Source organism: Gilliamella sp. wkB112 (assembly GCF_001690685.1).
GTDB lineage: Bacteria > Pseudomonadota > Gammaproteobacteria > Enterobacterales > Orbaceae > Gilliamella > Gilliamella apicola_J.
Genome location: NZ_LZGL01000015.1, coordinates 1 through 24,195, shown reverse-complemented (window position 1 = coordinate 24,195; position 24,195 = coordinate 1). Strand labels below are relative to the sequence as shown.

Sequence of the window (24,195 nt, the reverse complement as noted above, 5' to 3'; positions counted from 1 at the left end):
TCGCCGAGATAACTCGGCGATCTGCTGGTTAGTATTGATTACGCAGTTACTGCTTGTTTTGACGTTGGACTAGTGATGTGGCTAGTGTGTGGTTCATGTTACGTAACAATTCCTCAGTAGTTTCCCAACTGATACAGGCATCAGTCACTGACACACCATATTTAAAGTTCTCCTTAGGTTGTTCAGATGATTGATTACCTTCCAACAAATTACTTTCAATCATAACCCCAATAATAGAATTATTACCTTGGGCAATTTGCTTAATAATGGTATCAGCAACAAGAGGTTGGTTACGATAATCTTTGTTAGAATTAGCATGGCTACAGTCGATCATTAAATTAGGGATTAATCCCGCTTTTTGCATTTGAGCCTCACATAACGCAACATTTTCAGCATCGTAATTTGGGGTTTTACCGCCACGTAAAATGACATGCCCATGAGGATTTCCCATAGTTTGTAATACGGTTACTTGCCCTTGTTGATTAATGCCTACAAAACGATGCGACATGGATGCCGATTTCATGGCGTTAATTGCGACATCTAAACTGCCATCAGTACCATTTTTAAAGCCTACTGGCATTGAAAGTCCAGAGGCCATTTCCCGATGGGTCTGTGATTCAGTGGTTCTAGCTCCAATTGCTGACCAACTGATTAAGTCACCAATATATTGTGGGGTATTGGGATCTAATGCTTCAGTAGCGATAGGTAAGCCAATTTTAGTAATATCAAGTAGCAATCTACGTGCTTTTTTCAGGCCATGTTCAATATCAAATGAGCTATCCATATGGGGATCGTTAATCATGCCTTTCCAACCAACCGTGGTCCGAGGTTTTTCAAAATAAACCCGCATCACAATAAACAGATGGTCTTGTAGTTCATCAGAGAGTTTTTTGAGTTTATGGGCATATTCAATTGCGGCCTCAGGGTTATGAATTGAACAAGGACCACACACAATGAGTAAACGGTGATCCCGACGTTCTAAAATATTAACTACGGTTTGACGAGATGATGCAATTTTTTGTTCTAATTCACTTGATAATGGATAAAGGTTTTTAATTTCTTCAGGGGTAATTAACATGTGCTCATCTCGAATTCGGATATTATTTAGAGTGTCTTTTATCATTATAGCTTTCCTTATGAAATCATTCAAATTTTCTATATGTACAATATTAATTACATAAACAAATAATATGTAAACACAAAATTACAAAATAGTAAATTGTTTTTTGCGGATGATGCTGAATAAAGGCTTATTGGATTTTTTATTTTTAATTATAGATTAATTTTATGGGAATATGGTTTTATATAATAATTACAACAAATAGATGTAATAAAATATTTACGAATATTTATTGAATAATTTTATCATTCATCATATTTTTTCATTTATAACTAATTTTTAATATTAGGTTATTGTATTTTAATTAAAAATATTAAAATTGTAAGAGGTTTACATCAGGTTTTTTGTGATAAATTATTTAATGAATTTATAGTTATATTGAATAGTTAATATGTGATATTTTATAATATTTTGATTTTTTGAAAATTATAGTGTAATTGTAATGCTTGCTATAGGTATAACTGGTTAAGTTGTAAGATTTTGTTTAAGAGTTATTTTTCAATGAATTCTTCATTATTTTTAGTTATATATTTATGTAATTTAATCTAGATATTTGGGAGCTTTTATAAAAAACAGCTAAAAATGATAATGATATGCTAATTAATTCTCTAATACAAAAGGATTACATACTCATTATTGGTTCCTTTTTTATTAGAATTGGTGATATCTGAATTAGTATAACTAAGAATATTTAAGTAAGTCTTATTGATTCGAATATAACATTTTTATCAATTCCATCAATAACTTCTACATGCCCAATTTTGGTTGGTAAAACAAGTCGCAATTGTCCTGATATTACTTTTTTATCACGCAACATGTGTGGTAGATAGGATTCAACTGCCATCTGTGTTGGCCTTTTAACCGGAAGTTTAGCTTTTATTAATAGGTTTTTGATTCGTTCAATATCGGTGGTAGTAAATTTACCTAAAAGTTTAGCTGCATGAGCTGCCATTAACATACCAACGCTTATCGCTTCACCATGTAACCAGTTGCCATATCCAAGTTCTGCTTCAATAGCATGACCATATGTATGACCAAGATTTAATATCGCCCGCATATCTTGTTCGGTTTCATCGGCAGCAACTACTTGGGCTTTAAGTTCACAACAGCGATAAATACAGTAACTTAGAGCATTTACATCTAAATTTAATAAGTCATCAATATGAGACTCTAACCAATTAAAAAATGTATTATCTAAAATAATTCCGTATTTAATAACTTCCGCAAGTCCCGATGATAGCTCTCTTGACGGTAGCGTTTTTAAACAATTTATATCGATAACAACTGATTGTGGTTGATAAAAAGCACCAATCATGTTTTTCCCTAACGGATGATTGATAGCAGTTTTGCCACCTACAGAGGAGTCAACTTGAGACAGTAAAGTAGTTGGAACTTGAATAAATTTAATACCACGTTGATATGCTGACGCTGCAAACCCGGCAACATCACCAATAACCCCACCACCTAAGGCAATTAAAATGCTGCTTCTGGTATGATTATTAGCGAGTAGTGCCGTTAAAATCATGTTCCAGGTTTCCATGGTTTTAAACTGCTCACCATCAGGGACAATGACGGAATCTGTTTTGACACCATGTTTTTCGAGCATAGCAATTAAAGTTTGTAAATAGAAGGGTGCAATAGTTTCATTGGTAGCAATAAGTACTCGCTGGCCCGCTTTAAGTTGGAAATGCTCAAATTCAGATAAAAGACTTTCACCAATAGTGATTGGATAACTACGGTTTGCTAAAGCAACGTTTAATATTTTGAGCATAATAATTTCCAAATAAATCGAAGTTAATTTTATTGTTGCATGTTAGCGAGAAAAAAGTAGCAGTGCAACCTAGAATGATTTAAACTGAATGGCAATTTTTATTTATACTATTCAATTTAATATGTCTTTATCAATTGTTTTAGCACAAAAAAATTGGCGTGTTGGTGATATAGAAGGGAATACTCAGCAAATTGTTGAACTTATTAGGCACCATTCTTCTGATGATCTGATTATCTTTTCCGAATTGGCTATTTGTGGTTATCCACCCGAAGATTTAATTTACCGATCGGATTTTAAACAACGTTGTCAAAGTGCATTAACATCTGTGCTTCAAGCTAGTTTACATTGTGCGGTAGTAGTTGGCCATCCGCATTGGCAAGATGGACATATTTATAATGCTCTTTCTTTTTTTTCAGATGGTAAATTGCTTGCTTGTTACTATAAACAACAGTTACCTAATTATGATGTATTTGATGAAAAACGTTATTTTACTGCAGGTGATCAAACTTGTGTGGTAGATTTTAAAGGCCAAAAAATTGGCTTATTAATTTGTGAAGATCTCTGGAAAAATAGTCCAATTGATAATATTAAAACTGCCCAAGCTGAGTTTGTCATTGCTATTAATGCATCACCTTATGATCATGAAAAGCCAAAACACCGTCAAGATCTAGTCAAAGCCCATGTTAACCGTACTGGTCTACCAATCCTTTATGTTAACCAAGTGGGAGGGCAAGATGAGTTAGTATTTGATGGTGGCTCTTTTGTGTGTAATCAACATGGCGATATAGTCTGTCAGTTAGAATCTTTTAAAGAACAAGTAGCAGATTTTAATTTTAACGCTAATAATCAAACAATGATTGCTAAGGCTAATAATCATCAACCATTAGCTTCGATTTATGATGCGTTGGTGTTAGCTACCAAAGATTACGTTACCAAAAATGGTTTTCAGGGGGCGGTATTAGGACTTTCTGGGGGGATTGATTCTGCGTTAACACTGGCTATTGCGGTGGATGCATTAGGAAAAGATAAAGTCCAAGCGGTGATGATGCCATTTCGTTATACAGCTGATATTAGTATTGCTGATGCCAAAGAAGAAGCTGAAATTTTAGGTGTTGAATTTGATATAGTTTCGATTGAACCTATGTTTGATGCATTTATGTCATCATTGACACCACTGTTTACTGGTTCCCCTAAAGATACTACAGAGGAAAATCTTCAAGCTCGGTGTCGTGGAGTGATCTTAATGGCATTATCCAATAAACGCCGTAGGTTAGTTTTAACTACCGGTAATAAAAGCGAAATGTCCGTAGGTTATGCTACCCTTTATGGTGATATGGCTGGTGGCTTTGATGTTCTGAAAGATGTGCCTAAGACGATGGTATTTGATTTAGCCAAGTATCGCAATACAAAATCTTATGTTATTCCGGAAAGAGTGATTACTCGGCCGCCTTCAGCAGAACTTGCCCCAGACCAAAAAGATGAAGACTGCTTGCCTCCTTATGATATTCTTGACGGCATATTAAAAGGTTATGTAGAGCAAGATCTTGCCATTGAACAACTGATTGAGCAAGGTTATGATGAATCTACCATTAGGCGAGTTATTAAGCTAGTTGATATCAATGAATATAAACGACGTCAGTCAGCAGTAGGACCCAAAATTACCTCACGTAATTTTGGTAAAGGCAGGCGTTATCCTATTACCTCGGCTTTTGGTTACAAAAATTGGTGATCTCGAATTAAAGGAAAATAGATATGAAAAAAATAGAAGCTATTATTAAACCATTCAAACTTGATGATATTCGAGAAGCATTAGCAGAACAAGGTATTACCGGTATGACGGTGACAGAGGCCAAAGGTTTTGGACGCCAAAAAGGTCATACTGAACTTTATCGTGGTGCAGAATATATGGTGGATTTTATACCCAAAGTAAAAATTGAGCTAATTGTTTCAGATGATATTTTGGAGATGTGTATAGAAACAATTATGAAAACTGCGCAAACGGGCAAAATTGGTGATGGTAAAATTTTTGTTTATAACGTTGAGCAGGTAATTCGTATTCGTACTGGCGAAATGGATGAATCAGCGATTTAATTTAGTGAATATCGGGCCGTTCTTGTTTTAGTAATTCGGGTGTAACTACACCTTGAATTGAGCAAATAAGTAATGTCATGTTTTCGCCTTTTTCCAGTAGTAACAGTTTTTCTGTGGTTTCTGGTGCAGGAATGGTTTTTACACCAACAACAGTACCAGTATTATGATGCCAAGTTTGAACATCATCACTAATATGGCGAATCATAGGATTAGCAATATAAAGTAAGTTATCTTCCATCTCTTTCCAGTTTAAAAAACTTAATGTATTTTTAATTTGTTTGATATCATTATCGATGATAAAGCCCCAAAAATAATACTTGCCAATTTTTTTAAGATCCATCGCACTATCATAATATCCTTTTATAATTAAGTCCTTATACATGATTGGGGTGGAAAAAAAAACAAAATTTTTAGTAATATCCACACGATTTGGCACGGGTATATAAGCTTGATTGTTATTAAAAAATTTTATTTCAACATGTGAAGTTAATTCATCTTTATTCTCATAGACTTTTTTAAAAAAATCAGGGTTACAAAGTACTAAAGATTCTATAAGCGGTAATTTATCGGCAAAAGCAGTAAATGAACTAAATAGTAAAAACAAAATAACAATTTTTTTTGTCATGTGATTTTATCGGATAAAAGTGAATTTTATTAATTAATTGTATGTGATTGTATAATTATTAACAGCGAATAACAACGTTAAAGCATTTTTAATTTATTTTTATCATTATTTATTACCCATTTATGGAATGTAGATCTCATAATCATGAATCGATTCAAAAAATAGGTTGAGTATTAGAAAAATTACTATAGTTTAAATTTAAAAGTAAGTGATTTATGTTATTTAAAATAATAAGTGAGGTGGAATTAAATTATGAATGTAAAATTTGCTAATCAAATTCTACAAGAATTTTCTTGTTTTGATGATGTTTCAATTAAAACATTTTTTGGTGGATTTAGTATTAATAGTAAAGAAATCATGTTCGGTTGGATCGGGAAAGGTGACCTTTATTTAAGAGGTCATTCAAATTATCGTTCTCTATTTATTGATTCAGGTATGCAACCATTAAGTTTACCGACAGGTATTTCCATGAAATTACTAGATTATTATAGAGTCGATAAAGAACTATTTTGTGATCGCAAGAAACTACACACTATTGTAAAAATGGTAATTGAATGCGCAGAATATGAACAAAATGAAAAAAATAAACTTAAAGAACAACGAATAAAAGAATTACCTAATATGACATTGTCATTAGAAAGATTATTATTTAGTGTTGGCATTAAAAATATTCCGATATTTCATGAAATCGGTTATCTTGAGGCTTATCATAGAATAAAGACTAAAAAAACAAGTATTTCAATTAATATTTTATTTAGCTTGTATGCTTCATTACACCGACGGCATGTGGCTTCATTATCCCAAACTAAAAAAGATGAGCTCAAATTAAATTATCAATGTTTTTTAGAAAAATTGCTATAAATGCATCAATAATTAATATTGATATGGCAACCATTCCATTATTTCTTTAAAGTCGTTTTTCTATGAAAAGTTCTCTTAAATACTTTTGGCATAGGCAAATCAACTAATAGTGCTGTAGGATCATATTGACTTACTGGAATAGAATGTTCTATCGCCTTTTCAATTGCAGGAAGATTTTGTGAATAACGCTCACAAGCCAGTGAAATTGAATTCCCTTCAGCTCCTGCTCGTCCGGTTCGACCTATGCGATGTCTATAATCATCACAATCATCCGGAAGATCATAATTGAATACATGGGTAACATTGGGAATATGTAAACCACGGGCAGCAACATCGGTGGCAACTAAAATATCAAGATCACCTTTTGTAAACTGTTCTAAAATCGCTAACCGTTTTTTCTGAGCAATATCTCCTGTTAGTAAGCCAACACGGTGACCATCAGCAACTAGATGACGCCAGATTTTTTCGCATGCAACTTTAGTATTGGCAAATACAATACATCGCTCCGGCCACTCTTCTTCAATTAAGGTTTGCAACAAGGCTAATTTATCTTCATTAGATGGGAAAAATAGTTCTTCTTTGATTCGATGACCAATTTTTTGTTCAGGCTCTACTTCAACATATTGTGGATTATTCATATGTTCAAAGGCCAATTCGCGAACACTATGAGTAAGAGTAGCAGAAAATAACATGGTCAAACGTTGTTGTGGTGGAGTCATATGTTTAAAAATCCAACGGACATCACGTATAAATCCTAAGTCAAACATACGATCAGCTTCGTCTAATACCGCAACTTGGATGGCATCTAGATTGATGTAATTTTGCTTAGCGTAATCAATTAATCGTCCTGTTGTTGCAACTAAAATATCTACACCTGCAGCTAGCATTTTTAACTGCTTGTCATAACCATCACCACCAAAGGCTAGTCCTAGTTTAATTCCAGTTTCCGCCGATAGTGCTTCGGCATCATGGAATATTTGTACAACTAATTCACGCGTTGGTGCAATAATGATAGCTCGAGGTTGGTTAGTTTTATGTTCAGGTAATGGGGTATGATTCAATAAATAATTAAAAGTTGATGCCAAAAACGCGATTGTTTTGCCTGTCCCTGTTTGCCCTTGTCCGGCAATATCAACTCCTTTACTAGTTAATGGTAATGTTTTTTCTTGAATTGGAGTACAATTTACAAAACCTTGTTTTTCTAGTGCTTTTATTATTAAAGGATGAAGTGGAAACTGACTAAAAGTTGTTTTTGTTAGATATGATTGAATCATAGTGGTTTCAAGTATAATTATCAAAGTTGTTTGATTATAACATATTCGGAATAGCAACATCACTAATAATTATGTCCTATTGTATTAATCGCTAGTAAAAAAATATAAAATTTCTTAATATTAAAACAAATAAAATTTGGAGATAAACTAAATGAGTAAAAATATTGTTTCACTTTCAGAGGCAAATTTCGATACAACTGTCAATGATTCAACTCAACCGGTATTGGTAGACTTTTGGGCAGAATGGTGTGGTCCTTGTAAAATGGTTGCCCCAATCTTAGAAGAAGTAGCGCAAGAATATAGTGATAAAATGGTATTTGCTAAATTAAATGTTGAAGAAAACCCTAATGTTTCACCGAAATTCGGCATTCGTGGAATTCCAACATTGTTGATTTTCAAAAATGGGCAAGTAGTGGCAACGCAAGTCGGGGCTTTGTCTAAAGTGCAACTTAAAAATTTTATTGAAGCCCACTTATAATAGTTTAATAGCTGTATCTATAATGCTATAAAATTTTAAGAGTAACGCCCTGTGGATTACTCTTAAAAAAACATAATAACTAAATATTATTGATTTAAAAAACATACTTAATAAAGTATGGACATTATTCTATTTTTAGTGTAAATTGCTACTTTCTTACAAAAAGCCTATCTGCCATTCATTGTTATTCTTGATAAAGTGATGAAAAATTCTATTTTCAGAAATTTAATATCATTGAAAGTATCACAAACAATAGCATTTAAGTGATGTCAGAAAGAGTAAAATTTAATAAATAAATGAAACAAATATATAAAACTAGCATTAGTTGTAAACATATCAATTTTATCCTCAAGAATTTTTTAAAATTATGAATTTAACTGAATTAAAAAACACTTCTGTTTCCGAGCTGGTAACGCTTGGTGAAAAAACAATGGGGCTTGAAAATCTGGCCCGCCTGAGAAAACAAGACATTATTTTTGCAATTCTTAAACAACATGCTAAAAGTGGTGAAGATATTTTTGGTGATGGTGTTCTGGAAATTTTGCAAGATGGATTCGGATTTTTACGTTCAGCCGATAGCTCTTATTTAGCTGGACCTGATGATATTTATGTATCGCCAAGTCAAATTCGGCGATTTAATTTAAGAACGGGTGATACTATTGCGGGTAAAATCCGACCGCCAAAAGAGGGTGAGCGTTATTTTGCTTTACTGAAAGTTAATGAAGTAAATCATGATAAACCAGAAGATGCCCGCAATAAAATCCTATTTGAAAACTTAACTCCCCTTCACCCTAATTCTCGCTTACGTATGGAACGTGGCAATGGTTCGACTGAAGACATTACCGCTAGGGTGCTTGATTTGGCTTCTCCAATTGGTAAAGGTCAACGTGGTTTGATTGTAGCCCCACCTAAAGCTGGTAAAACTATGTTGTTACAAAACATAGCTCAAAGTTTAGCCGTAAATCATCCTGAATGTGAATTAGTTGTATTAATGATTGATGAACGTCCGGAAGAAGTGACTGAAATGCAGCGGTTAGTTAAAGGGGAAGTAGTAGCCTCAACATTTGATGAGCCTGCAGCAAGGCATGTTCAAGTTGCCGAGATGGTTATTGAACGCGCTAAACGTCTGGTTGAGCATAAAAAAGATGTGATTATTCTATTAGATTCAATTACACGTTTAGCTAGAGCGTATAACACTGTTGTTCCATCATCGGGTAAAGTATTAACTGGTGGTGTGGATGCTAATGCATTGCATCGCCCGAAACGTTTTTTTGGGGCCGCACGTAATGTAGAAGAAGGTGGTAGTTTAACCATTATTGCAACGGCTCTGATTGATACTGGTTCCAAAATGGATGAAGTTATTTACGAAGAGTTCAAGGGTACGGGCAATATGGAAGTCCATTTATCGCGTAAAATTGCTGAACGTCGGGTATTCCCTGCGATTGATTTCAATCGTTCAGGTACGCGTAAAGAAGATTTAATGACTTCGCCAGATGAATTACAAAAAATGTGGATTTTACGTAAAATTCTTAACCCTATGGGTGAAATTGATGCAATGGAATTCTTAATTGATAAACTTGCCATGACTAAAACTAATGACGAGTTTTTCGAAATGATGAAACGTTCATGATGGTTATAGTTATTATAAAGTAGCTAAAGAAAGCCGTATTTATTGATACGGCTTTTTTATGGCAAAATACATGGGTATTATTATTCAACCTAAATTTATTTAGGTTGTTGTTGAAACCTTATTATTAAGGTTATATGCGATTAATTAAAGGAGCCAAATCATGTCTAAGCAACAAATCGGTGTTATTGGAATGGCGGTTATGGGGCGAAATCTAGCACTTAATATTGAAAGTCGAGGGTTTTCTGTTTCTATTTATAATCGTTCTAAAGAAAAAACAGCAGAAGTAATAGCCGAACATTCTGATAAACAATTGGTTCCTTTTTTTACGATTGAAGATTTTGTCAATTCGTTGGCAAAGCCGCGGCGGATCCTTATTATGGTACAAGCCGGTAAAGGTACTGACGCAGTGATTGATGAGTTGCGCCCATTATTAGATAAAGGTGATATTATTATTGATGGTGGTAATGCCTACTTTGAGGATACTATTCGTCGTAATAAGTTGCTTTCTGATGAGGGTTTTAATTTTATAGGAGCAGGAGTTTCTGGTGGTGAAGAGGGAGCATTGAAAGGTCCTTCAATTATGCCTGGTGGTCAAAAAGCGGCTTATGATTTAGTTGCCCCTGTTTTGGAAAAAATTGCGGCAACATATAATGGTGAACCCTGTGTTACTTATATTGGTCCGAATGGTGCAGGTCATTATGTTAAAATGGCGCACAACGGTATTGAATATGGTGATATGCAACTTATTGCTGAAAGTTATTCAGTGTTAAAACATGTGGTAGGTTTAACTAATGAAGAGCTTGCTCACGTTTTCACTGAATGGAATAAAGGTGAGTTGGATAGTTATTTAATTGAAATTACTGCAGACATCTTTAAATATAAAGATGAAACAGGTAATTATTTAATTGATATGATTTTGGATGCGGCTGGTAATAAAGGTACTGGTAAATGGACAAGCCAAAGTGCTTTAGATTTAGGTGAACCATTATCATTAATTACAGAGTCAGTATTTGCTCGTTATATTTCTGCGATTAAAGATCAACGTGTTGCTGCCGCAAAAGTTTTAAAAGGGCCAAAATTAAGTGATTATTCAGGTGATAAAAAAGAATTAATTGAGAAAGTTCGCAAAGCTCTATATATGGGTAAAATTATCTCTTACGCACAGGGTTTTGCACAATTAAAAGCAGCATCAGAACAATATAACTGGCATTTAAATTATGGCGAAATAGCTAAAATATTTAGATCTGGGTGTATTATTCGCGCGCAATTCTTACAAAAAATTACTGATGCTTATACAGATAATAATGATATTAATAATTTATTACTAGCTCCTTATTTTAGACAAACAGTCGATGCCTATCAACAGTCTCTACGTGATGTGGTTTCTTTATCTATACAACAAGGGATTGCTGTTCCAACCTTATCAGCTGCAATTGCTTATTACGATAGTTATCGTTCAGCAGTATTACCTGCCAATTTAATTCAAGCACAGAGAGATTATTTTGGGGCTCATACTTATAGGCGTATTGATAAGGAAGGTACATTCCATACTGATTGGCTCGGTACTAAATCATAATCTTATTGTATTTAATCTCTACTTTTTAATAATTAATACGAGCGCAAGATAGTTCTTGTGCTCTTTTTTATTTCATATCTTAATTCATCCATAAAGTTATCTTTTGGGGAAATACTTGTAAATATTGGTCTTATCGCTGTCAAGTAATTTATTTATTAAAAAACCTAGAAAAACACAATATACAGTGTATAATTATCACAAATTCACTATATATAGTGTTCCTCAAGTAATGTAAAGTCTCTGTCTATATTAAAAAAGAGAATAATATTCTGATAAAAATAGTTGTTTAAATTATAACAGGAATATTAATTTTGCTATAAAAACCTCTGTTATGAGGTAATTAAGAATGAATGTTAAGGAGTGGTTATGCCTGTAGTAATTAAACGTGATGGTTGTCAAACTGCATTTAATGAGACACGAATCAGAGATGCCATAGTTAAAGCGGCGGTAGCCGCGAATGTTAATGATTCTGATTATTGTGCAGCGGTTGCCCGCGTAGTCACTAATCAAATGTCTGAACGTGAGAGTGTAGACATTAATGAGATCCAAAATGCTGTTGAAAATCAATTAATGTCAGGTCCTTATAAGAAGTTAGCAAGAAAATATATTGAATATCGACATGATCGAGATCGTGCTCGAGAAGAACGTAGTCGACTCAACCAAGATATTCGTGGATTAATTGAACAAAGTAATGTTGCGATTCTTAATGAAAATGCCAATAAAGACAGTAAAGTAATCCCAACTCAGCGTGATTTACTCGCAGGTATTGTTGCTAAACACTATGCTAAACAATATATTTTACCTAAAGAAATTTCGCGAGCTCATGATTGTGGGGAGATTCATTATCATGATTTAGATTATGCACCATTTTTCCCAATGTTTAATTGCATGTTAATTGATTTAGATGGTATGTTGACAAATGGTTTCAAAATGGGAAATGCTGAAATTGAACCACCAAAATCGATTGCTACCGCCACAGCTGTAACTGCACAAATTATTGCTCAAGTTGCTAGCCATATTTATGGTGGTACTACTATAAATCGTATTGATGAAATTTTAGCAAAATTTGTAACTATTAGTTATCAAAAGCATAAACAAGTTGCTGAAGAATGGCAAATTGCTAATCCGGAAGCTTATGCAGAAAGCCGTACTCAGAAAGAGTGTTATGATGCATTTCAATCGCTTGAATATGAAGTCAACACATTACATACTGCTAATGGGCAAACACCATTCGTTACTTTTGGTTTTGGATTGGGTACTAGTTGGGAATCACGTTTGATACAAGAATCTATTTTAAAAATTCGTCTTAAAGGTCTTGGTAAAAATCATAAAACTGCGGTGTTCCCAAAATTGGTATTTGCGATCAAAGATGGTATTAATCATAAACCTGAAGATGCTAATTATGACATTAAACAACTTGCTTTAGAGTGTGCAAGTAAACGTATGTATCCTGATATTTTAAATTATGACAAAGTCGTAGAAGTTACTGGATCATTTAAAACACCAATGGGGTGCCGCAGCTTTTTAGGAGTATATGAAGAAGATGGTAAGCAAATTCATGATGGTCGTAATAATTTAGGTGTAATTAGCTTAAACTTGCCACGTATTGCCATTGAAGCGCACGGTGATGAAACCTATTTTTGGGAATTATTAGATAAACGTTTAGAACTATGCAAAAAAGCCTTGATGACTCGTATAGCTCGTTTAGATGGCGTTAAAGCTCGTGTTGCCCCTATTTTGTATATGGAAGGCGCGTGTGGTGTTCGACTTAAAGAAGATGATAGTGTATCTGAAATATTTAAAAATGGTCGTGCATCAATTTCTTTAGGTTATATAGGTATTCATGAAACGTTAAATGCACTTTATGGTAATAAAACTCATCCATTTGATAGTGATACTTTACGTGAGAAAGGAGTAGCTATCGTTGAACGTTTACATAAAGCTGTTGAACAGTGGAAAGATGAAACAGGCTACGGATTTAGTTTATATAGCACGCCAAGTGAAAACTTATGTGACCGATTCTGTCGTTTAGATACTGCTGAATTTGGCATAATTCCTGGAGTGACAGATAAAGGTTACTATACCAACAGTTTCCATTTAGATGTTGAGAAAAAAGTTAATCCATACGAAAAAATTGAGTTTGAAAAACCGTACCCTGCTATCGCGAGTGGTGGATTTATTTGTTATGGCGAATATCCAAACATGATTAATAATGTTAAAGCGTTAGAAGATGTGTGGGATTACAGTTATACTCGAGTTCCTTATTATGGTACTAATACTCCAATTGATGAGTGTTATGAATGTGGTTATGCCGGTGAGTTCTCATGTACCAGTAAGGGTTTCGTTTGCCCAAGTTGTGGTAATCATGATTCATCTAAAGTTTCAGTCACTCGTCGAGTGTGTGGTTATTTAGGTAGCCCTGATGCTCGTCCATTTAACGCAGGTAAACAAGAAGAAGTTAAACGCCGTGTTAAACATTTAAATAATGGTCAAATTGGTTAATAATAAATGAGTTATGAATTATCATCGTTATTATCCTGTTGATGTTGTTAATGGCGAAGGAACTCGCTGTGTACTTTTTGTTGCCGGGTGTGTACATCAATGCCGTGGTTGTTATAACAAAAGTACATGGGGATTAAATTCTGGTTCGCCATTTACGCAGGCTCTAGAAGATCAAATTATTAAAGATCTGCAAGATACTGAGATAAAACGTCAGGGATTAACCCTCTCTGGCGGTGATCCATTACATCCACAAAATGTGCCAACTATTCTTGAACTGGTCAAACGGGTTAAAACAGAATGCCATAATAAAGATATTTGGCTTTGGACTGGCTATAAACTTGACGAATTAACTCCGGAACAACAAGAAGTCGTATCGTATATTGACGTGTTAATTGATGGCAAGTTTGTTCAGGAACTGGCTGATCCCAAATTGCTTTGGCGAGGTAGTAGTAATCAAGTTATTTACCGTTTTAAATAATCTAATTATATGGTGTTAGCGGTTAATGTTGGTTTAATAGATATGAAATTGCTTCACGGTAATTGATTTCAAGGTTTTCACTACTTGATGAGCTAATATGTAGATCAGTAATTTTACCGTTATTTATGCCATAAACCCATCCATGTAGATTTACTTTTTGGCCTTGTTGCCACGCAGACTGAATAATAGTTGAATGACCTAAGTTATAAACTTGTTCAATAACATTTAACTCACATAAAATGTCCATACGTGTGTGGGCAGGGAATTCTCCGATTAACCAACTATAGCGAAACCATAAATCTCGAATATGCAGTAACCAATTATTGATTAGACCTAAGTCAGGATTTTCGACTGCAGCACGAATACCTCCGCAATCTAAATGACCACAGACAATAATATCAGTAATTTTTAAAACATCTACAGCATATTGAACCACTGATAAACAATTCAAATCGGTATGAATAACCTGATTACCAACATTGCGGTGCACGAACAGCTCACCTGGCTTAAGTTTTATCAGTTTTTCTGCTGGAACACGGCTATCTGAACAACCAATCCATAAAAATTTGGGGTTTTGTGTAACAGCTAATTGTTTGAAAAAATTAGGATCTTCTTGTTGTATTTTTTCTGACCATTCGTGATTAAAGCGAATCAAATCTTTTACATCAAACATAATAGCTATTACCTCGTATATATTAATATTTGGATTTGGTCTATTTATTGATATTAATTCCTCGGTGCTTAATTGATTTTAATATGCTGAAATTTACTTCGCATAATCAACTTGCGCCATAATGGCGTAGTTATAATTTTTGCTTTGATTATTTTGCTATATAGTTTTAAACGTAGTGGAATAGTCCTTTGATAATAACAATTATTAGGTTTTGGATGACCACTATTTAAAATTTTACTTAGTATTTCTGCACTATCAAGTGCATAACTTATTCCTTCTAAAGAACTAGCACTAATAAATCCGGCGGCTTCACCAATTAAGAATATATTTTCATTACCAGTATAAAAATCACGCAAGCGGTTTGGATAAACCACAAGGCATTTTTCAGTTTTAAGTGGGGTACCGAAAATAAAACCATGTTTAGTTAATTTTTCTTTTAATAATTCAAAATGTTGATTAGCATTTTTTTTCGGGAAAGCACCACCGAAAATAAAATAACCATCTTTAGATATACTCCAAGCATAGCAGTTGGTTAATTTATTATCAAAAATACAAGAATAAAAAGGAATTGGATGTTTTTCGCTAAACCATTGTTGGATAGCAACATATTGCCTAATACTATGATTAGGATAGCGCATTCTCCTTACAATAGAATTGGCCCCATCAGCACCCACCACATATTTAGCTGTAACCTTGTGTTCAACTTTATCATTGCTAACGTAGGTAATTTGATAACCATCGATAATACGTCTAACTTCTTTGCATAAGGTATTATGGAAAACAGTCACATTTGACGGTATTAGTGATTTTAGCCACAGATCAAATTTTTGCCGATCAAAGTTTACATAGCTACGCTGATAATTACGAACTAAATTTGTTTGGAGATCAAAGGTTTTAACACTAAAAATTTGTGGGTTGGTTAAAATATCAATTGGTAAGTTGATTTGTTGGCGAATGAATGCCTTTTGTGCATCATTAGCTAATAATCCACCACAAGGTTTACGAAAGCCTTCATTACCTTCTTGTTGTTTTTTATCTAAAGCAATAACTTTAAACGATGGGTTAAGTAGGCGTGCTAATGTGCTACCTGCTGGGCCAAGACCAATGATTGCAATATCGTAATCCATATATTATTTGTCATTAAGATGATAACTTTCGAGGATTGTTTATGTTATCAAATTAAAACATATGTGGCTATTAGAGATATTAATCTACTCATTATCTAATTTTGTAAAAATGTTTCAGATTCACTATACGTTTAAATATAAGATTTAAAATGGAGATGATATTATTATTGATTAATATTATTGCTGAGCTTTATTCTGTGATTATTTTCAAATTAATTAATTAATTTAATTTTGCAAATGGTTGTGTTAAGCAAATAACTAATAATATGGTTAATGTTAAGGTACTAACCTTGGTTTGAACTCATATTTTTATACCATGAAGATTGTAATCGTGATTTTAATTTTACTCCTTTTATGAAAGTTAAGTTATGCATAGTAAATACAATTCTACTCAAAAGAAATATAAGGATATATTTTATTAAATTGATTTATCTCTGAGTAAATAGCTTTTATAATACACGCCATTTATCATGTATAAGAGTTAATAATGGAAAGGTTTCATGTTTCAGGTCCAACTTCATTAAATGGTGAAGTGATTATTTCTGGCGCTAAAAACGCCGCGTTACCAATTTTATTTGCAGCAATTTTGGCTGAAGAACCCGTGGAAATACAAAATGTTCCCAAGTTAAGAGATATAGATACTACTTTGGAATTATTAAGCCAATTAGGTGTTAAATGTCAACGAAATGGTTCTGTTTATCTTGATGCTAGTCATCTTGATAATTACTGTGCACCTTATGAACTTGTCAAAACCATGCGTGCATCGATTTGGGCTTTAGGTCCACTAGTCGCTCGCTTTGGTCAAGGTCAAGTTTCATTACCTGGTGGTTGTGCTATCGGTGCCAGACCTGTTGATTTGCATATTAGCGGCTTACAGCAATTAGGTGCAACTATCACCCTTGATGAAGGGTATGTCAAAGCCTCTGTGGCCGGACGATTAAAAGCGGCGCATATTGTAATGGATAAAGTTAGTGTAGGGGCAACTGTAACCATTATGTCGGCAGCCACTTTAGCCGAAGGGAAAACCATAATTGAAAATGCTGCATGTGAACCAGAAATTGTTGATACGGCAAAATTCTTAAATACGTTAGGTGCAAAAATTAGCGGAGCTGGCACAGTTCGCATTGAAATTGAAGGTGTAGAAAAGTTAACAGGTGGAGTTCATAAAATTGTTGCCGATCGTATTGAAACTGGTACATTTTTAGTGGCTGCAGCAATATCAAAAGGTAAAATTACTTGTCGAAAAACAGATCCCGCTTTACTAGATGCTGTTTTATCAAAATTGAAAGAAGCTGGAGCAAGTATTGAAATTGGTGAAGATTGGATTAGTTTAGATATGCAAGGTAAACGGGCAAAAGCCGTTAATATTCATACAGCACCACATCCAGGTTTTCCAACCGACATGCAAGCACAGTTTTCACTATTGAATATGGTTGCTGAAGGTACTGGCATTATTAAAGAAACAATTTTTGAAAATCGATTTATGCATGTGCCAGAGTTGATTCGCATGGGAGCGAGAGCGGAAATTGAAGGTAATACATTAATTACTCATGGCGTCGATAAACTAAGTGGCGCACAAGTGATGGCAACAGATCTGCGTGCTTCGGCCAGTTTAGTTTTAGCTGGTTGTATTGCCGATGGCTCAACGATGGTTGAGCGTATTTATCATATTGATCGGGGCTATGACAACATAGAGGAAAAACTTAGAAAGTTAGGTGCTAATATAGAAAGAACAAAATGATTTCATTTCAATATCAAAAACTTGTATAAAGTTTTTGCCTAAAAGGGAGCGTAATAATGACAAAACATGCATTGGTATTTTTATCAAATGGTTGTGAAGAAACTGAAGCGGTTACAGCTATGGATTTATTAACGCGAGCTGGAGTTAAAGTCACCATTGCTAGTATTTCAGATTGCCGTGAGATTGAATGCTCACGTGGTGTGACTATTTTAGCTCAAAAAACTTTGTCGCAAGTTAAAAATATTGACTATGATGTCGTTATTTTACCTGGTGGAGTAAAAGGCGCCGAAAATTTTCGAGAATGTTCTGCATTAATTGATAAATTAAAACAAACTCATCAGAAAGGTAATATCGTCGCGGCAATTTGTGCTTCACCGGCAATGGTTTTGCAATATCATAATTTATTCCCTCAAGCTTATATGACAGGTTATCCTTCAACTAAAGGTACAATTAAGTTGTGGAAAGATGATCGAGTTTATTTTGATGAAAAAAATAAGATTATTACTAGTCAAGGTCCAGCAACTTCAATGGACTTTGCTTTAAAAATTATAGAAGTTTTATTAGGTCGAGCAAAGGCAGCCGAAGTAGCTCAACAATTAATTCTGCCAACAGGTATAGACTGTTATCAATAGGTACCAAATGCGAAATTCCTATTTGTACGAAAAGTCGGTTAAAAGAGCGACATTATGTGCTGTTTTAGTCTCTATTTTTTTAATTATTATTAAACTTATCACTTGTTGGTTAACCGGTTCGATGAGTTTGTTTGCTTCACTGCTTGATTCTAGTATCGATTTATTGGCTTCGGGTCTTAATTTCTTTTTAGTGCGTTATGCTCTTAAACCGGCTGATGATGATCATACTTTTGGTCATGGCAAGGCTGAATCGTTGGCAGCATTAGCGCAAAGTACTTTTATTATTGGTTCTGCTTCTATTTTACTGTTGTCGAGTATAAAGTCTATAATTCACCCTAGTGATATTGAATTACCGCTATTAGGGATTATCATATCGGCAATTTCTACGGTGATCACCTGTATTCTAGTTATATATCAAAAATATGTTATAACGTTAACTAAGAGTAAAGCGATTCAGGCAGATATGCTACACTACTCATCGGATATGTTTATGAATATAGCCGTTATATTTGCATTAGGTTTAAGTTGGTATGGTATTACTTTTGCTGATGCTGCTTTTGCATTTTTTATTGCTTTATTTATTTTTTATAATGCTTATAAAATTGCTTATAATGCAATTCAAGATTTGCTTGATAGAGCCTTGCCTGATGGCGATAACATGAAAGTAGCAGATATTGTAGCTTCATTTCCCGAAGTACATGGATTCCATGATTTAAAAACCAGACAGGCGGGCCCAGTAAAATTTATTCAATTACATATTGAACTTGATGACAATATGCCTTTAATTAAAGCTCATGCTATTGCTGATAGTATTGAGAAATTGATTTCTAAAGAATTTTCACCCGCGATAGTTATTATCCACCAAGATCCACTTTCAGTTGTCCCCGTTGAAATGATGTACATCAAAAATCAACCAAAATAGCTTTTATCATCTATTGTTAGTTACCTTTTAAGAAACTATAATAACTAAGATTTAATAATCTGGAGTTATTTTATATGATAAAAAAAATAGGTATTTTAACCAGTGGTGGTGATGCACCGGGAATGAATGCAGCTATTCGTGGAGTTGTGCGAACTGCATTAACGGAAGGTTTGGACGTGTTTGGTATTTATGATGGTTATTTGGGACTCTGTGAGAATAGAATTACTAAGCTAGATCGCTATAGTGTTTCAGATATTATCACTCGTGGTGGGACTTTTTTGGGGTCAGCTAGATTCCCAGAGTTTAAAGATAAGTCTGTTCGAGAAAGAGGTATTGAAAACTTAAAAAAACATCAAATTGATGCATTAGTTGTCATTGGTGGAGATGGTTCTTACATGGGAGCAATGAGGTTAACCGAAGAAGGCTTTCCATGTATTGGATTGCCAGGCACTATTGATAATGATATTCGTGGTACAGATTATACAATTGGCTACTTTACTGCACTTAGTACTGCTGTGGAAGCAATTGATAAATTACGCGATACCTGTTCTTCTCATCAGAGAATTTCTGTTATTGAAATTATGGGAAGAGATTGTGGTGACTTAACCTTAAATGCTGCTGTTGCTGGTGGGTGTGAGTTCATGATTATTCCTGAGGTCGCCTTTACCAAAGAAGATTTGATTGAAGAAATCAAACTTGGTTTTGCTAAAGGTAAAAAACATGCGATTGTTGCAGTAACAGAACATATGTGTGATGTAAATCAACTTGCTAAAGATATTGAAAATGCAGTTCATCATGAAACCCGCGCAACCGTATTAGGTCATGTTCAACGAGGTGGTTCACCGGTTCCTTATGATCGCATTTTAGGTTCAAGAATGGGAGCTTATGCTGTTGAATTATTGTTAGAAGGTCATGCAGGTAGGAGCGTTGGTGTACAAAATGGTAAATTAGTTCACCATGATATCTTGGAAGTACTTAATAACATGAAGCGTCCATTTGATGTGGATCTTTTCAATACAGCGAAAAGGTTATTTTAATTATCAATTTTGCCAATTAATTTGGCACTAAAAATAAATTTGTTTTATTATTGGTGAATAATTAATGCGTTAAGTGATTTTACTTGCGTTTTTAAATATTCACCTTATTAGTATTTAGAACTAATATTTAATTAACTTTTTTATAAAATTAACATTAAATCATGATGATAGAAGAATGGTTTTTTTGTGATTTATTGTTAATAAGTTGACAATTATTTACTATTTAAGGATATGAAAATTCTTATCACTAATACGGTGGCGCTAGATTTCATAATAAATAAATTTTAGGGTGGAAATTTTATGTCATTGCATTACTTAGAAGCTAATAATCGATTTTATGTTCGTAATGATGATCAAGAAATAGGCGAAATGACATTTACTCGAATAGGGCAAAAAAAAGCAACAATCGATCATACTTATGTTGATCCTAATTATCGGGGGCAAGGAATTGCGGATAAATTATTGGAGCTAGTTGTTAAAACATTACAACAAGAAAATCGCGAGATTATTCCATTATGTTCATTTGCAGTCAAAAAATTAGTTAAATAAATTTTTATTTTCCCTATATTGCTTAGATTTTATAACTTATACTCATATATTATTTTGTAAATGCTAGTCATAAACGAATGAATATATGATAATGTATGGCAATTTATATTTATTGTTTTCTCAATGTCAAACATGGCAACACAAAAAGCGCAAAAAATTAAATCTATTCATGTATTACGTGGTGTAGCGATTATTATGATTGTTTTTAGTCACTGTCTAGGAGTGTTTAAAAATACTAATTTAATTGTGAGTAGCTATTTATTTTCCTTTTTGAATTTATTTGCCTTTAATTTCACAACTTTTTTTGTATTAATTGCTGGTTTTTTATTTCAACACCTAACTTATAAATTTAATACCAAAACATATTATTTATCTAAATTTAAAACAGTAATATGCCCTTATATTTCAGTATCTATTTTTTGTTTTCTTTTTTTTCATTATCAATATTTATCGGATTTACCTTGGTATTCATCAACAGAACCTAGCATTGTTAGTACTATAACCAAAATGATGTTGACGGGTACTCAATTGTTACCTTTATGGTTTATGCCGATGATCATTATTGTCTATTTAATGGGGCCGTTACTTTATTATTGGTCTAAAAAGAGTTTAATTATTGCTGGTTTGATTGCTATGTTTTGGGTAGTGATTTTTACCAAACCCGATTATACACAACCTTTTTTAAACTTATTGCATTATGGACCAGTTTATTTGACTGGAATGATGATAAGACAAAATTATGAATTGATTATGAAAGCGGTAAAAGACAATCTAATTTTGTTTATTTTCTTCTTTGGTTTATGCTTTTTTGGACCTTTTACTTATCGTTATGTTAGCCATTTAGATATTGAAAATCTTTATTTAGATACATTACAAAAAATTATTTTATTTATATTGGCACTTTATTTTTTAGACAGTTTAAATCATAAAGAAGATGAAGGAAAAATTTATTGTTTTTTCTCTTATATGGCTAATATCAGTTTTCCTATTTATTTTATTCATGAAATAATTGTTTTGGCATTAGAACAACAACTCTTTAATTCTCCAATAGGATATATAATTGAAACAGATAATGGGCAATTAGCTTCAATAGGCGCGATTAGTTTCCTTGTGTTGACACTATTGATCAGTATCATTATTGCGAATTTGATAAAATTCATTTTCAAAAATAATGCTAAATTTCTTATTGGGGGTTATCGTTAATACTAGCTATTCACATTTAAATTCAGCACTTTTTAAATATTTCTTATCATTAGATGAAACAGTATGAGCATTACATTCAGAAACATAAATAGCTTTTTTAGTTAATTGAACGTTATTTTCATATATACATACAAAATATATCCATTCATTTAAGCCTTGATGATAACTATTTAGTTCTTTCCAAAAATAATTTTTGCCATCATTTTTAGCAGTTTTCATAGTTTGACTATTATTATATAGATTCACCCCAACAAGATGAGCTTTAGGTCGGTTAAATTCATTTACTTCTACATTAAATGGTAGAGACTGATTATTTTCTAATACTACAGAATCAATATACACAGCTTCCGGACAACGGAATATCATTTCGTCAGCATAAACAGTAAATGAACAAAATATGCTTAATAATATTGCATAACTTTTCATTGTTTTCTCTATTTTGCATTTAATAACAAATGTATGATTGATAATACGAGTATATCAATTGCTATTCAAGATTAAAAAGATAATTAAATAGAAAAATAGTAACTTATTGAATTTAAGTAAATATTTTCTTATTTGTCATTGAGGTGCTAATATCGATAACAACCTTAACAGGTGAAAAAAAGTGCAAACGGCAAAAAAAATGTAATAAACCCTTGCAGGAAAAAAAGAAGTGCTTATAATGCGCATCCACTGACACGCAGTGATGAGCAATCAGACAGTGGCAAGTTAGTGAGCGGGATCGAAATTTTAGAAAAAAGATCTTGACGAATAAGAAGGTGTAGCGTAGTATACGCAGCCCTTGAGACAGCAAACTGAATCAGCGAAAAGGTTGAGGAAGGTTAAGAATAAATAGGCTGTCAGCTCTTTAAAAATTAAGAAACAGACAATCTGTGTGGGCACTTGCGAGACGAAGAAATTAAAAGTCTACGGACTTAAAAAATTAAGTCTTGATAAGTGACACTGAAGATTCATTTGAATATGTCAGAGACAGTTATTGAGCATCAAACTTTAAATTGAAGAGTTTGATCATGGCTCAGATTGAACGCTGGCGGCAGGCTTAACACATGCAAGTCGAACGGTAACATGAGTGCTTGCACTTGATGACGAGTGGCGGACGGGTGAGTAATGTATGGGGATCTGCCGAGTGGCGAGGGACAACAGTTGGAAACGACTGCTAATACCTCATAAAGTTGAGAAACCAAAGCATGGGACCTTCGGGCCATGTGCCATTTGATGAACCCATATGGGATTAGCTGGTTGGTGAGGTAAGGGCTCACCAAGGCGACGATCTCTAGCTGGTCTGAGAGGATGACCAGCCACACTGGAACTGAGACACGGTCCAGACTCCTACGGGAGGCAGCAGTGGGGAATATTGCACAATGGGGGAAACCCTGATGCAGCCATGCCGCGTGTATGAAGAAGGCCTTCGGGTTGTAAAGTACTTTCGGTAATGAGGAAGGTGGTGTATCTAATAGGTGCGCCAATTGACGTTAATTACAGAAGAAGCACCGGCTAACTCCGTGCCAGCAGCCGCGGTAATACGGAGGGTGCGAGCGTTAATCGGAATGACTGGGCGTAAAGGGCATGTAGGCGGATGATTAAGTTAGGTGTGAAAGCCCTGGGCTTAACCTAGGAATTGCACTTAAAACTGGTCATCTGGAGTATTGTAGAGGAAGGTAGAATTCCACGTGTAGCGGTGAAATGCGTAGAGATGTGGAGGAATACCGGTGGCGAAGGCGGCCTTCTGGACAGATACTGACGCTGAGATGCGAAAGCGTGGGGAGCAAACAGGATTAGATACCCTGGTAGTCCACGCTGTAAACGATGTCGATTTGGAGTTTGTTGCCTAGAGTGATGGGCTCCGAAGCTAACGCGATAAATCGACCGCCTGGGGAGTACGGCCGCAAGGTTAAAACTCAA

The 24,195-nt window shown here is 34.0% G+C and carries 21 protein-coding genes and 1 rRNA gene; 15 read left to right on the top strand and 7 right to left on the bottom strand.

Annotated elements, in window-relative coordinates; all coding sequences use genetic code 11:
- Window positions 1-46 precede the first annotated feature (46 nt).
- Window positions 47-1,123 (bottom strand): 3-deoxy-7-phosphoheptulonate synthase, encoded by a 1,077-nt coding sequence (locus A9G12_RS06470; protein WP_065565052.1) that lies wholly within the window; start codon window positions 1,121-1,123, stop codon window positions 47-49.
- 688 nt (window positions 1,124-1,811) lie between these two features.
- Window positions 1,812-2,891 (bottom strand): 3-dehydroquinate synthase, encoded by a 1,080-nt coding sequence (aroB, locus tag A9G12_RS06465; protein ID WP_065565051.1) that lies wholly within the window; start codon window positions 2,889-2,891, stop codon window positions 1,812-1,814.
- A gap of 121 nt (window positions 2,892-3,012) precedes the next feature.
- Between aroB and A9G12_RS06460 the strand changes: the two genes are divergently transcribed.
- Window positions 3,013-4,620, top strand: coding sequence for an NAD+ synthase (locus tag A9G12_RS06460; RefSeq protein WP_442903475.1), 1,608 nt, complete (start codon window positions 3,013-3,015; stop codon window positions 4,618-4,620).
- Between the two features lie 23 nt (window positions 4,621-4,643).
- Window positions 4,644-4,982, top strand: coding sequence for a nitrogen regulatory protein P-II (gene glnB, locus A9G12_RS06455; protein WP_065565049.1), 339 nt, complete (start codon window positions 4,644-4,646; stop codon window positions 4,980-4,982).
- 1 nt (window position 4,983) lies between these two features.
- Here the strand turns inward: glnB and A9G12_RS06450 are convergent, their stop codons facing one another.
- Window positions 4,984-5,607 carry a hypothetical protein gene (locus A9G12_RS06450; RefSeq protein ID WP_065565048.1) on the bottom strand — a complete coding sequence of 208 codons (624 nt, stop codon included), beginning with the start codon at window positions 5,605-5,607 and terminating at the stop codon, window positions 4,984-4,986.
- 252 nt (window positions 5,608-5,859) lie between these two features.
- On the opposite strand from A9G12_RS06450, the gene A9G12_RS06445 reads away from it, so the two are divergent.
- Window positions 5,860-6,468, top strand: coding sequence for a TfoX/Sxy family protein (locus tag A9G12_RS06445; RefSeq protein ID WP_065565047.1), 609 nt, complete (start codon window positions 5,860-5,862; stop codon window positions 6,466-6,468).
- A gap of 38 nt (window positions 6,469-6,506) precedes the next feature.
- On the opposite strand, the gene rhlB is transcribed toward A9G12_RS06445, so the two are convergent.
- Window positions 6,507-7,802, bottom strand: a complete 1,296-nt coding sequence (rhlB, locus tag A9G12_RS06440; protein WP_442903474.1) for an ATP-dependent RNA helicase RhlB — start codon at window positions 7,800-7,802, stop codon at window positions 6,507-6,509.
- Between the two features lie 91 nt (window positions 7,803-7,893).
- On the opposite strand from rhlB, the gene trxA reads away from it, so the two are divergent.
- The 5 genes from trxA (at window position 7,894) to nrdG (ending at window position 14,406) form a co-directional block, all read left to right on the top strand.
- On the top strand, window positions 7,894-8,220 hold the full coding sequence (gene trxA, locus A9G12_RS06435; protein ID WP_065565046.1) for a thioredoxin TrxA: 327 nt from the start codon (window positions 7,894-7,896) through the stop codon (window positions 8,218-8,220).
- Window positions 8,221-8,587: 367 nt separating this feature from the next.
- The gene (rho, locus tag A9G12_RS06430) at window positions 8,588-9,850 is read left to right on the top strand and encodes a transcription termination factor Rho (protein WP_065565045.1); all 1,263 of its coding nucleotides are present in this window, start codon (window positions 8,588-8,590) and stop codon (window positions 9,848-9,850) included.
- A 160-nt stretch (window positions 9,851-10,010) separates the two neighbouring features.
- Window positions 10,011-11,426, top strand: a complete 1,416-nt coding sequence (gene gndA, locus A9G12_RS06425; protein WP_065565044.1) for an NADP-dependent phosphogluconate dehydrogenase — start codon at window positions 10,011-10,013, stop codon at window positions 11,424-11,426.
- Between the two features lie 366 nt (window positions 11,427-11,792).
- Entirely contained in the window at window positions 11,793-13,928 is a 2,136-nt protein-coding gene (gene nrdD, locus A9G12_RS06420; protein WP_065565043.1) for an anaerobic ribonucleoside-triphosphate reductase, read from the top strand.
- A gap of 13 nt (window positions 13,929-13,941) precedes the next feature.
- Window positions 13,942-14,406 (top strand): anaerobic ribonucleoside-triphosphate reductase-activating protein, encoded by a 465-nt coding sequence (nrdG, locus tag A9G12_RS06415; RefSeq protein WP_065565042.1) that lies wholly within the window; start codon window positions 13,942-13,944, stop codon window positions 14,404-14,406.
- A gap of 22 nt (window positions 14,407-14,428) precedes the next feature.
- Here nrdG and can read toward each other — a convergent pair whose 3' ends face one another.
- Both can and A9G12_RS06405 read right to left on the bottom strand, forming a co-directional pair.
- A complete protein-coding gene (gene can / locus A9G12_RS06410; protein ID WP_065565041.1) occupies window positions 14,429-15,079 on the bottom strand; it encodes a carbonate dehydratase in 651 nt (216 codons plus the stop codon).
- 68 nt (window positions 15,080-15,147) lie between these two features.
- Entirely contained in the window at window positions 15,148-16,206 is a 1,059-nt protein-coding gene (locus A9G12_RS06405) for an FAD-binding protein (protein WP_065565040.1), read from the bottom strand.
- Between the two features lie 487 nt (window positions 16,207-16,693).
- Between A9G12_RS06405 and murA the strand changes: the two genes are divergently transcribed.
- The 6 genes from murA (at window position 16,694) to A9G12_RS06375 (ending at window position 22,290) form a co-directional block, all read left to right on the top strand.
- Window positions 16,694-17,947 carry a UDP-N-acetylglucosamine 1-carboxyvinyltransferase gene (gene murA, locus A9G12_RS06400; RefSeq protein ID WP_065565039.1) on the top strand — a complete coding sequence of 418 codons (1,254 nt, stop codon included), beginning with the start codon at window positions 16,694-16,696 and terminating at the stop codon, window positions 17,945-17,947.
- 56 nt (window positions 17,948-18,003) lie between these two features.
- On the top strand, window positions 18,004-18,579 hold the full coding sequence (locus A9G12_RS06395; protein ID WP_065565038.1) for a DJ-1 family glyoxalase III: 576 nt from the start codon (window positions 18,004-18,006) through the stop codon (window positions 18,577-18,579).
- A 7-nt stretch (window positions 18,580-18,586) separates the two neighbouring features.
- Window positions 18,587-19,501: a cation diffusion facilitator family transporter gene (locus A9G12_RS06390; protein ID WP_065565037.1), complete on the top strand. Its 915-nt coding sequence runs from the start codon at window positions 18,587-18,589 to the stop codon at window positions 19,499-19,501.
- 74 nt (window positions 19,502-19,575) lie between these two features.
- Entirely contained in the window at window positions 19,576-20,538 is a 963-nt protein-coding gene (gene pfkA / locus A9G12_RS06385; protein WP_065565036.1) for a 6-phosphofructokinase, read from the top strand.
- Between the two features lie 300 nt (window positions 20,539-20,838).
- Entirely contained in the window at window positions 20,839-21,087 is a 249-nt protein-coding gene (locus A9G12_RS06380) for a GNAT family N-acetyltransferase (RefSeq protein WP_065565035.1), read from the top strand.
- A 132-nt stretch (window positions 21,088-21,219) separates the two neighbouring features.
- Window positions 21,220-22,290: an acyltransferase family protein gene (locus A9G12_RS06375; RefSeq protein ID WP_065565034.1), complete on the top strand. Its 1,071-nt coding sequence runs from the start codon at window positions 21,220-21,222 to the stop codon at window positions 22,288-22,290.
- Window positions 22,291-22,296: 6 nt separating this feature from the next.
- On the opposite strand, the gene A9G12_RS06370 is transcribed toward A9G12_RS06375, so the two are convergent.
- Window positions 22,297-22,716, bottom strand: a complete 420-nt coding sequence (locus A9G12_RS06370) for a hypothetical protein (RefSeq protein ID WP_065565033.1) — start codon at window positions 22,714-22,716, stop codon at window positions 22,297-22,299.
- A 569-nt stretch (window positions 22,717-23,285) separates the two neighbouring features.
- On the opposite strand from A9G12_RS06370, the gene A9G12_RS06365 reads away from it, so the two are divergent.
- Window positions 23,286-24,195: ribosomal RNA gene (locus A9G12_RS06365) — 16S ribosomal RNA — on the top strand; the annotation flags it as partial.

Excerpts from the sequence above, each read along its gene's own strand:
- A9G12_RS06470 (WP_065565052.1), bottom strand. The coding sequence starts at position 1,123 with ATGATAAAAGACACTCTAAATAATATCCGAATTCGAGATGAGCACATG.
- aroB (WP_065565051.1), bottom strand. The coding sequence starts at position 2,891 with ATGCTCAAAATATTAAACGTTGCTTTAGCAAACCGTAGTTATCCAATC.
- A9G12_RS06460 (WP_442903475.1), top strand. The coding sequence starts at position 3,013 with ATGTCTTTATCAATTGTTTTAGCACAAAAAAATTGGCGTGTTGGTGAT.
- glnB (WP_065565049.1), top strand. The coding sequence starts at position 4,644 with ATGAAAAAAATAGAAGCTATTATTAAACCATTCAAACTTGATGATATT.
- A9G12_RS06450 (WP_065565048.1), bottom strand. The coding sequence starts at position 5,607 with ATGACAAAAAAAATTGTTATTTTGTTTTTACTATTTAGTTCATTTACT.
- A9G12_RS06445 (WP_065565047.1), top strand. The coding sequence starts at position 5,860 with ATGAATGTAAAATTTGCTAATCAAATTCTACAAGAATTTTCTTGTTTT.
- rhlB (WP_442903474.1), bottom strand. The coding sequence starts at position 7,802 with ATGTTGCTATTCCGAATATGTTATAATCAAACAACTTTGATAATTATA.
- trxA (WP_065565046.1), top strand. The coding sequence starts at position 7,894 with ATGAGTAAAAATATTGTTTCACTTTCAGAGGCAAATTTCGATACAACT.
- rho (WP_065565045.1), top strand. The coding sequence starts at position 8,588 with ATGAATTTAACTGAATTAAAAAACACTTCTGTTTCCGAGCTGGTAACG.
- gndA (WP_065565044.1), top strand. The coding sequence starts at position 10,011 with ATGTCTAAGCAACAAATCGGTGTTATTGGAATGGCGGTTATGGGGCGA.
- nrdD (WP_065565043.1), top strand. The coding sequence starts at position 11,793 with ATGCCTGTAGTAATTAAACGTGATGGTTGTCAAACTGCATTTAATGAG.
- nrdG (WP_065565042.1), top strand. The coding sequence starts at position 13,942 with ATGAATTATCATCGTTATTATCCTGTTGATGTTGTTAATGGCGAAGGA.
- can (WP_065565041.1), bottom strand. The coding sequence starts at position 15,079 with ATGTTTGATGTAAAAGATTTGATTCGCTTTAATCACGAATGGTCAGAA.
- A9G12_RS06405 (WP_065565040.1), bottom strand. The coding sequence starts at position 16,206 with ATGGATTACGATATTGCAATCATTGGTCTTGGCCCAGCAGGTAGCACA.
- murA (WP_065565039.1), top strand. The coding sequence starts at position 16,694 with ATGGAAAGGTTTCATGTTTCAGGTCCAACTTCATTAAATGGTGAAGTG.
- A9G12_RS06395 (WP_065565038.1), top strand. The coding sequence starts at position 18,004 with ATGACAAAACATGCATTGGTATTTTTATCAAATGGTTGTGAAGAAACT.
- A9G12_RS06390 (WP_065565037.1), top strand. The coding sequence starts at position 18,587 with ATGCGAAATTCCTATTTGTACGAAAAGTCGGTTAAAAGAGCGACATTA.
- pfkA (WP_065565036.1), top strand. The coding sequence starts at position 19,576 with ATGATAAAAAAAATAGGTATTTTAACCAGTGGTGGTGATGCACCGGGA.
- A9G12_RS06380 (WP_065565035.1), top strand. The coding sequence starts at position 20,839 with ATGTCATTGCATTACTTAGAAGCTAATAATCGATTTTATGTTCGTAAT.
- A9G12_RS06375 (WP_065565034.1), top strand. The coding sequence starts at position 21,220 with ATGGCAACACAAAAAGCGCAAAAAATTAAATCTATTCATGTATTACGT.
- A9G12_RS06370 (WP_065565033.1), bottom strand. The coding sequence starts at position 22,716 with ATGAAAAGTTATGCAATATTATTAAGCATATTTTGTTCATTTACTGTT.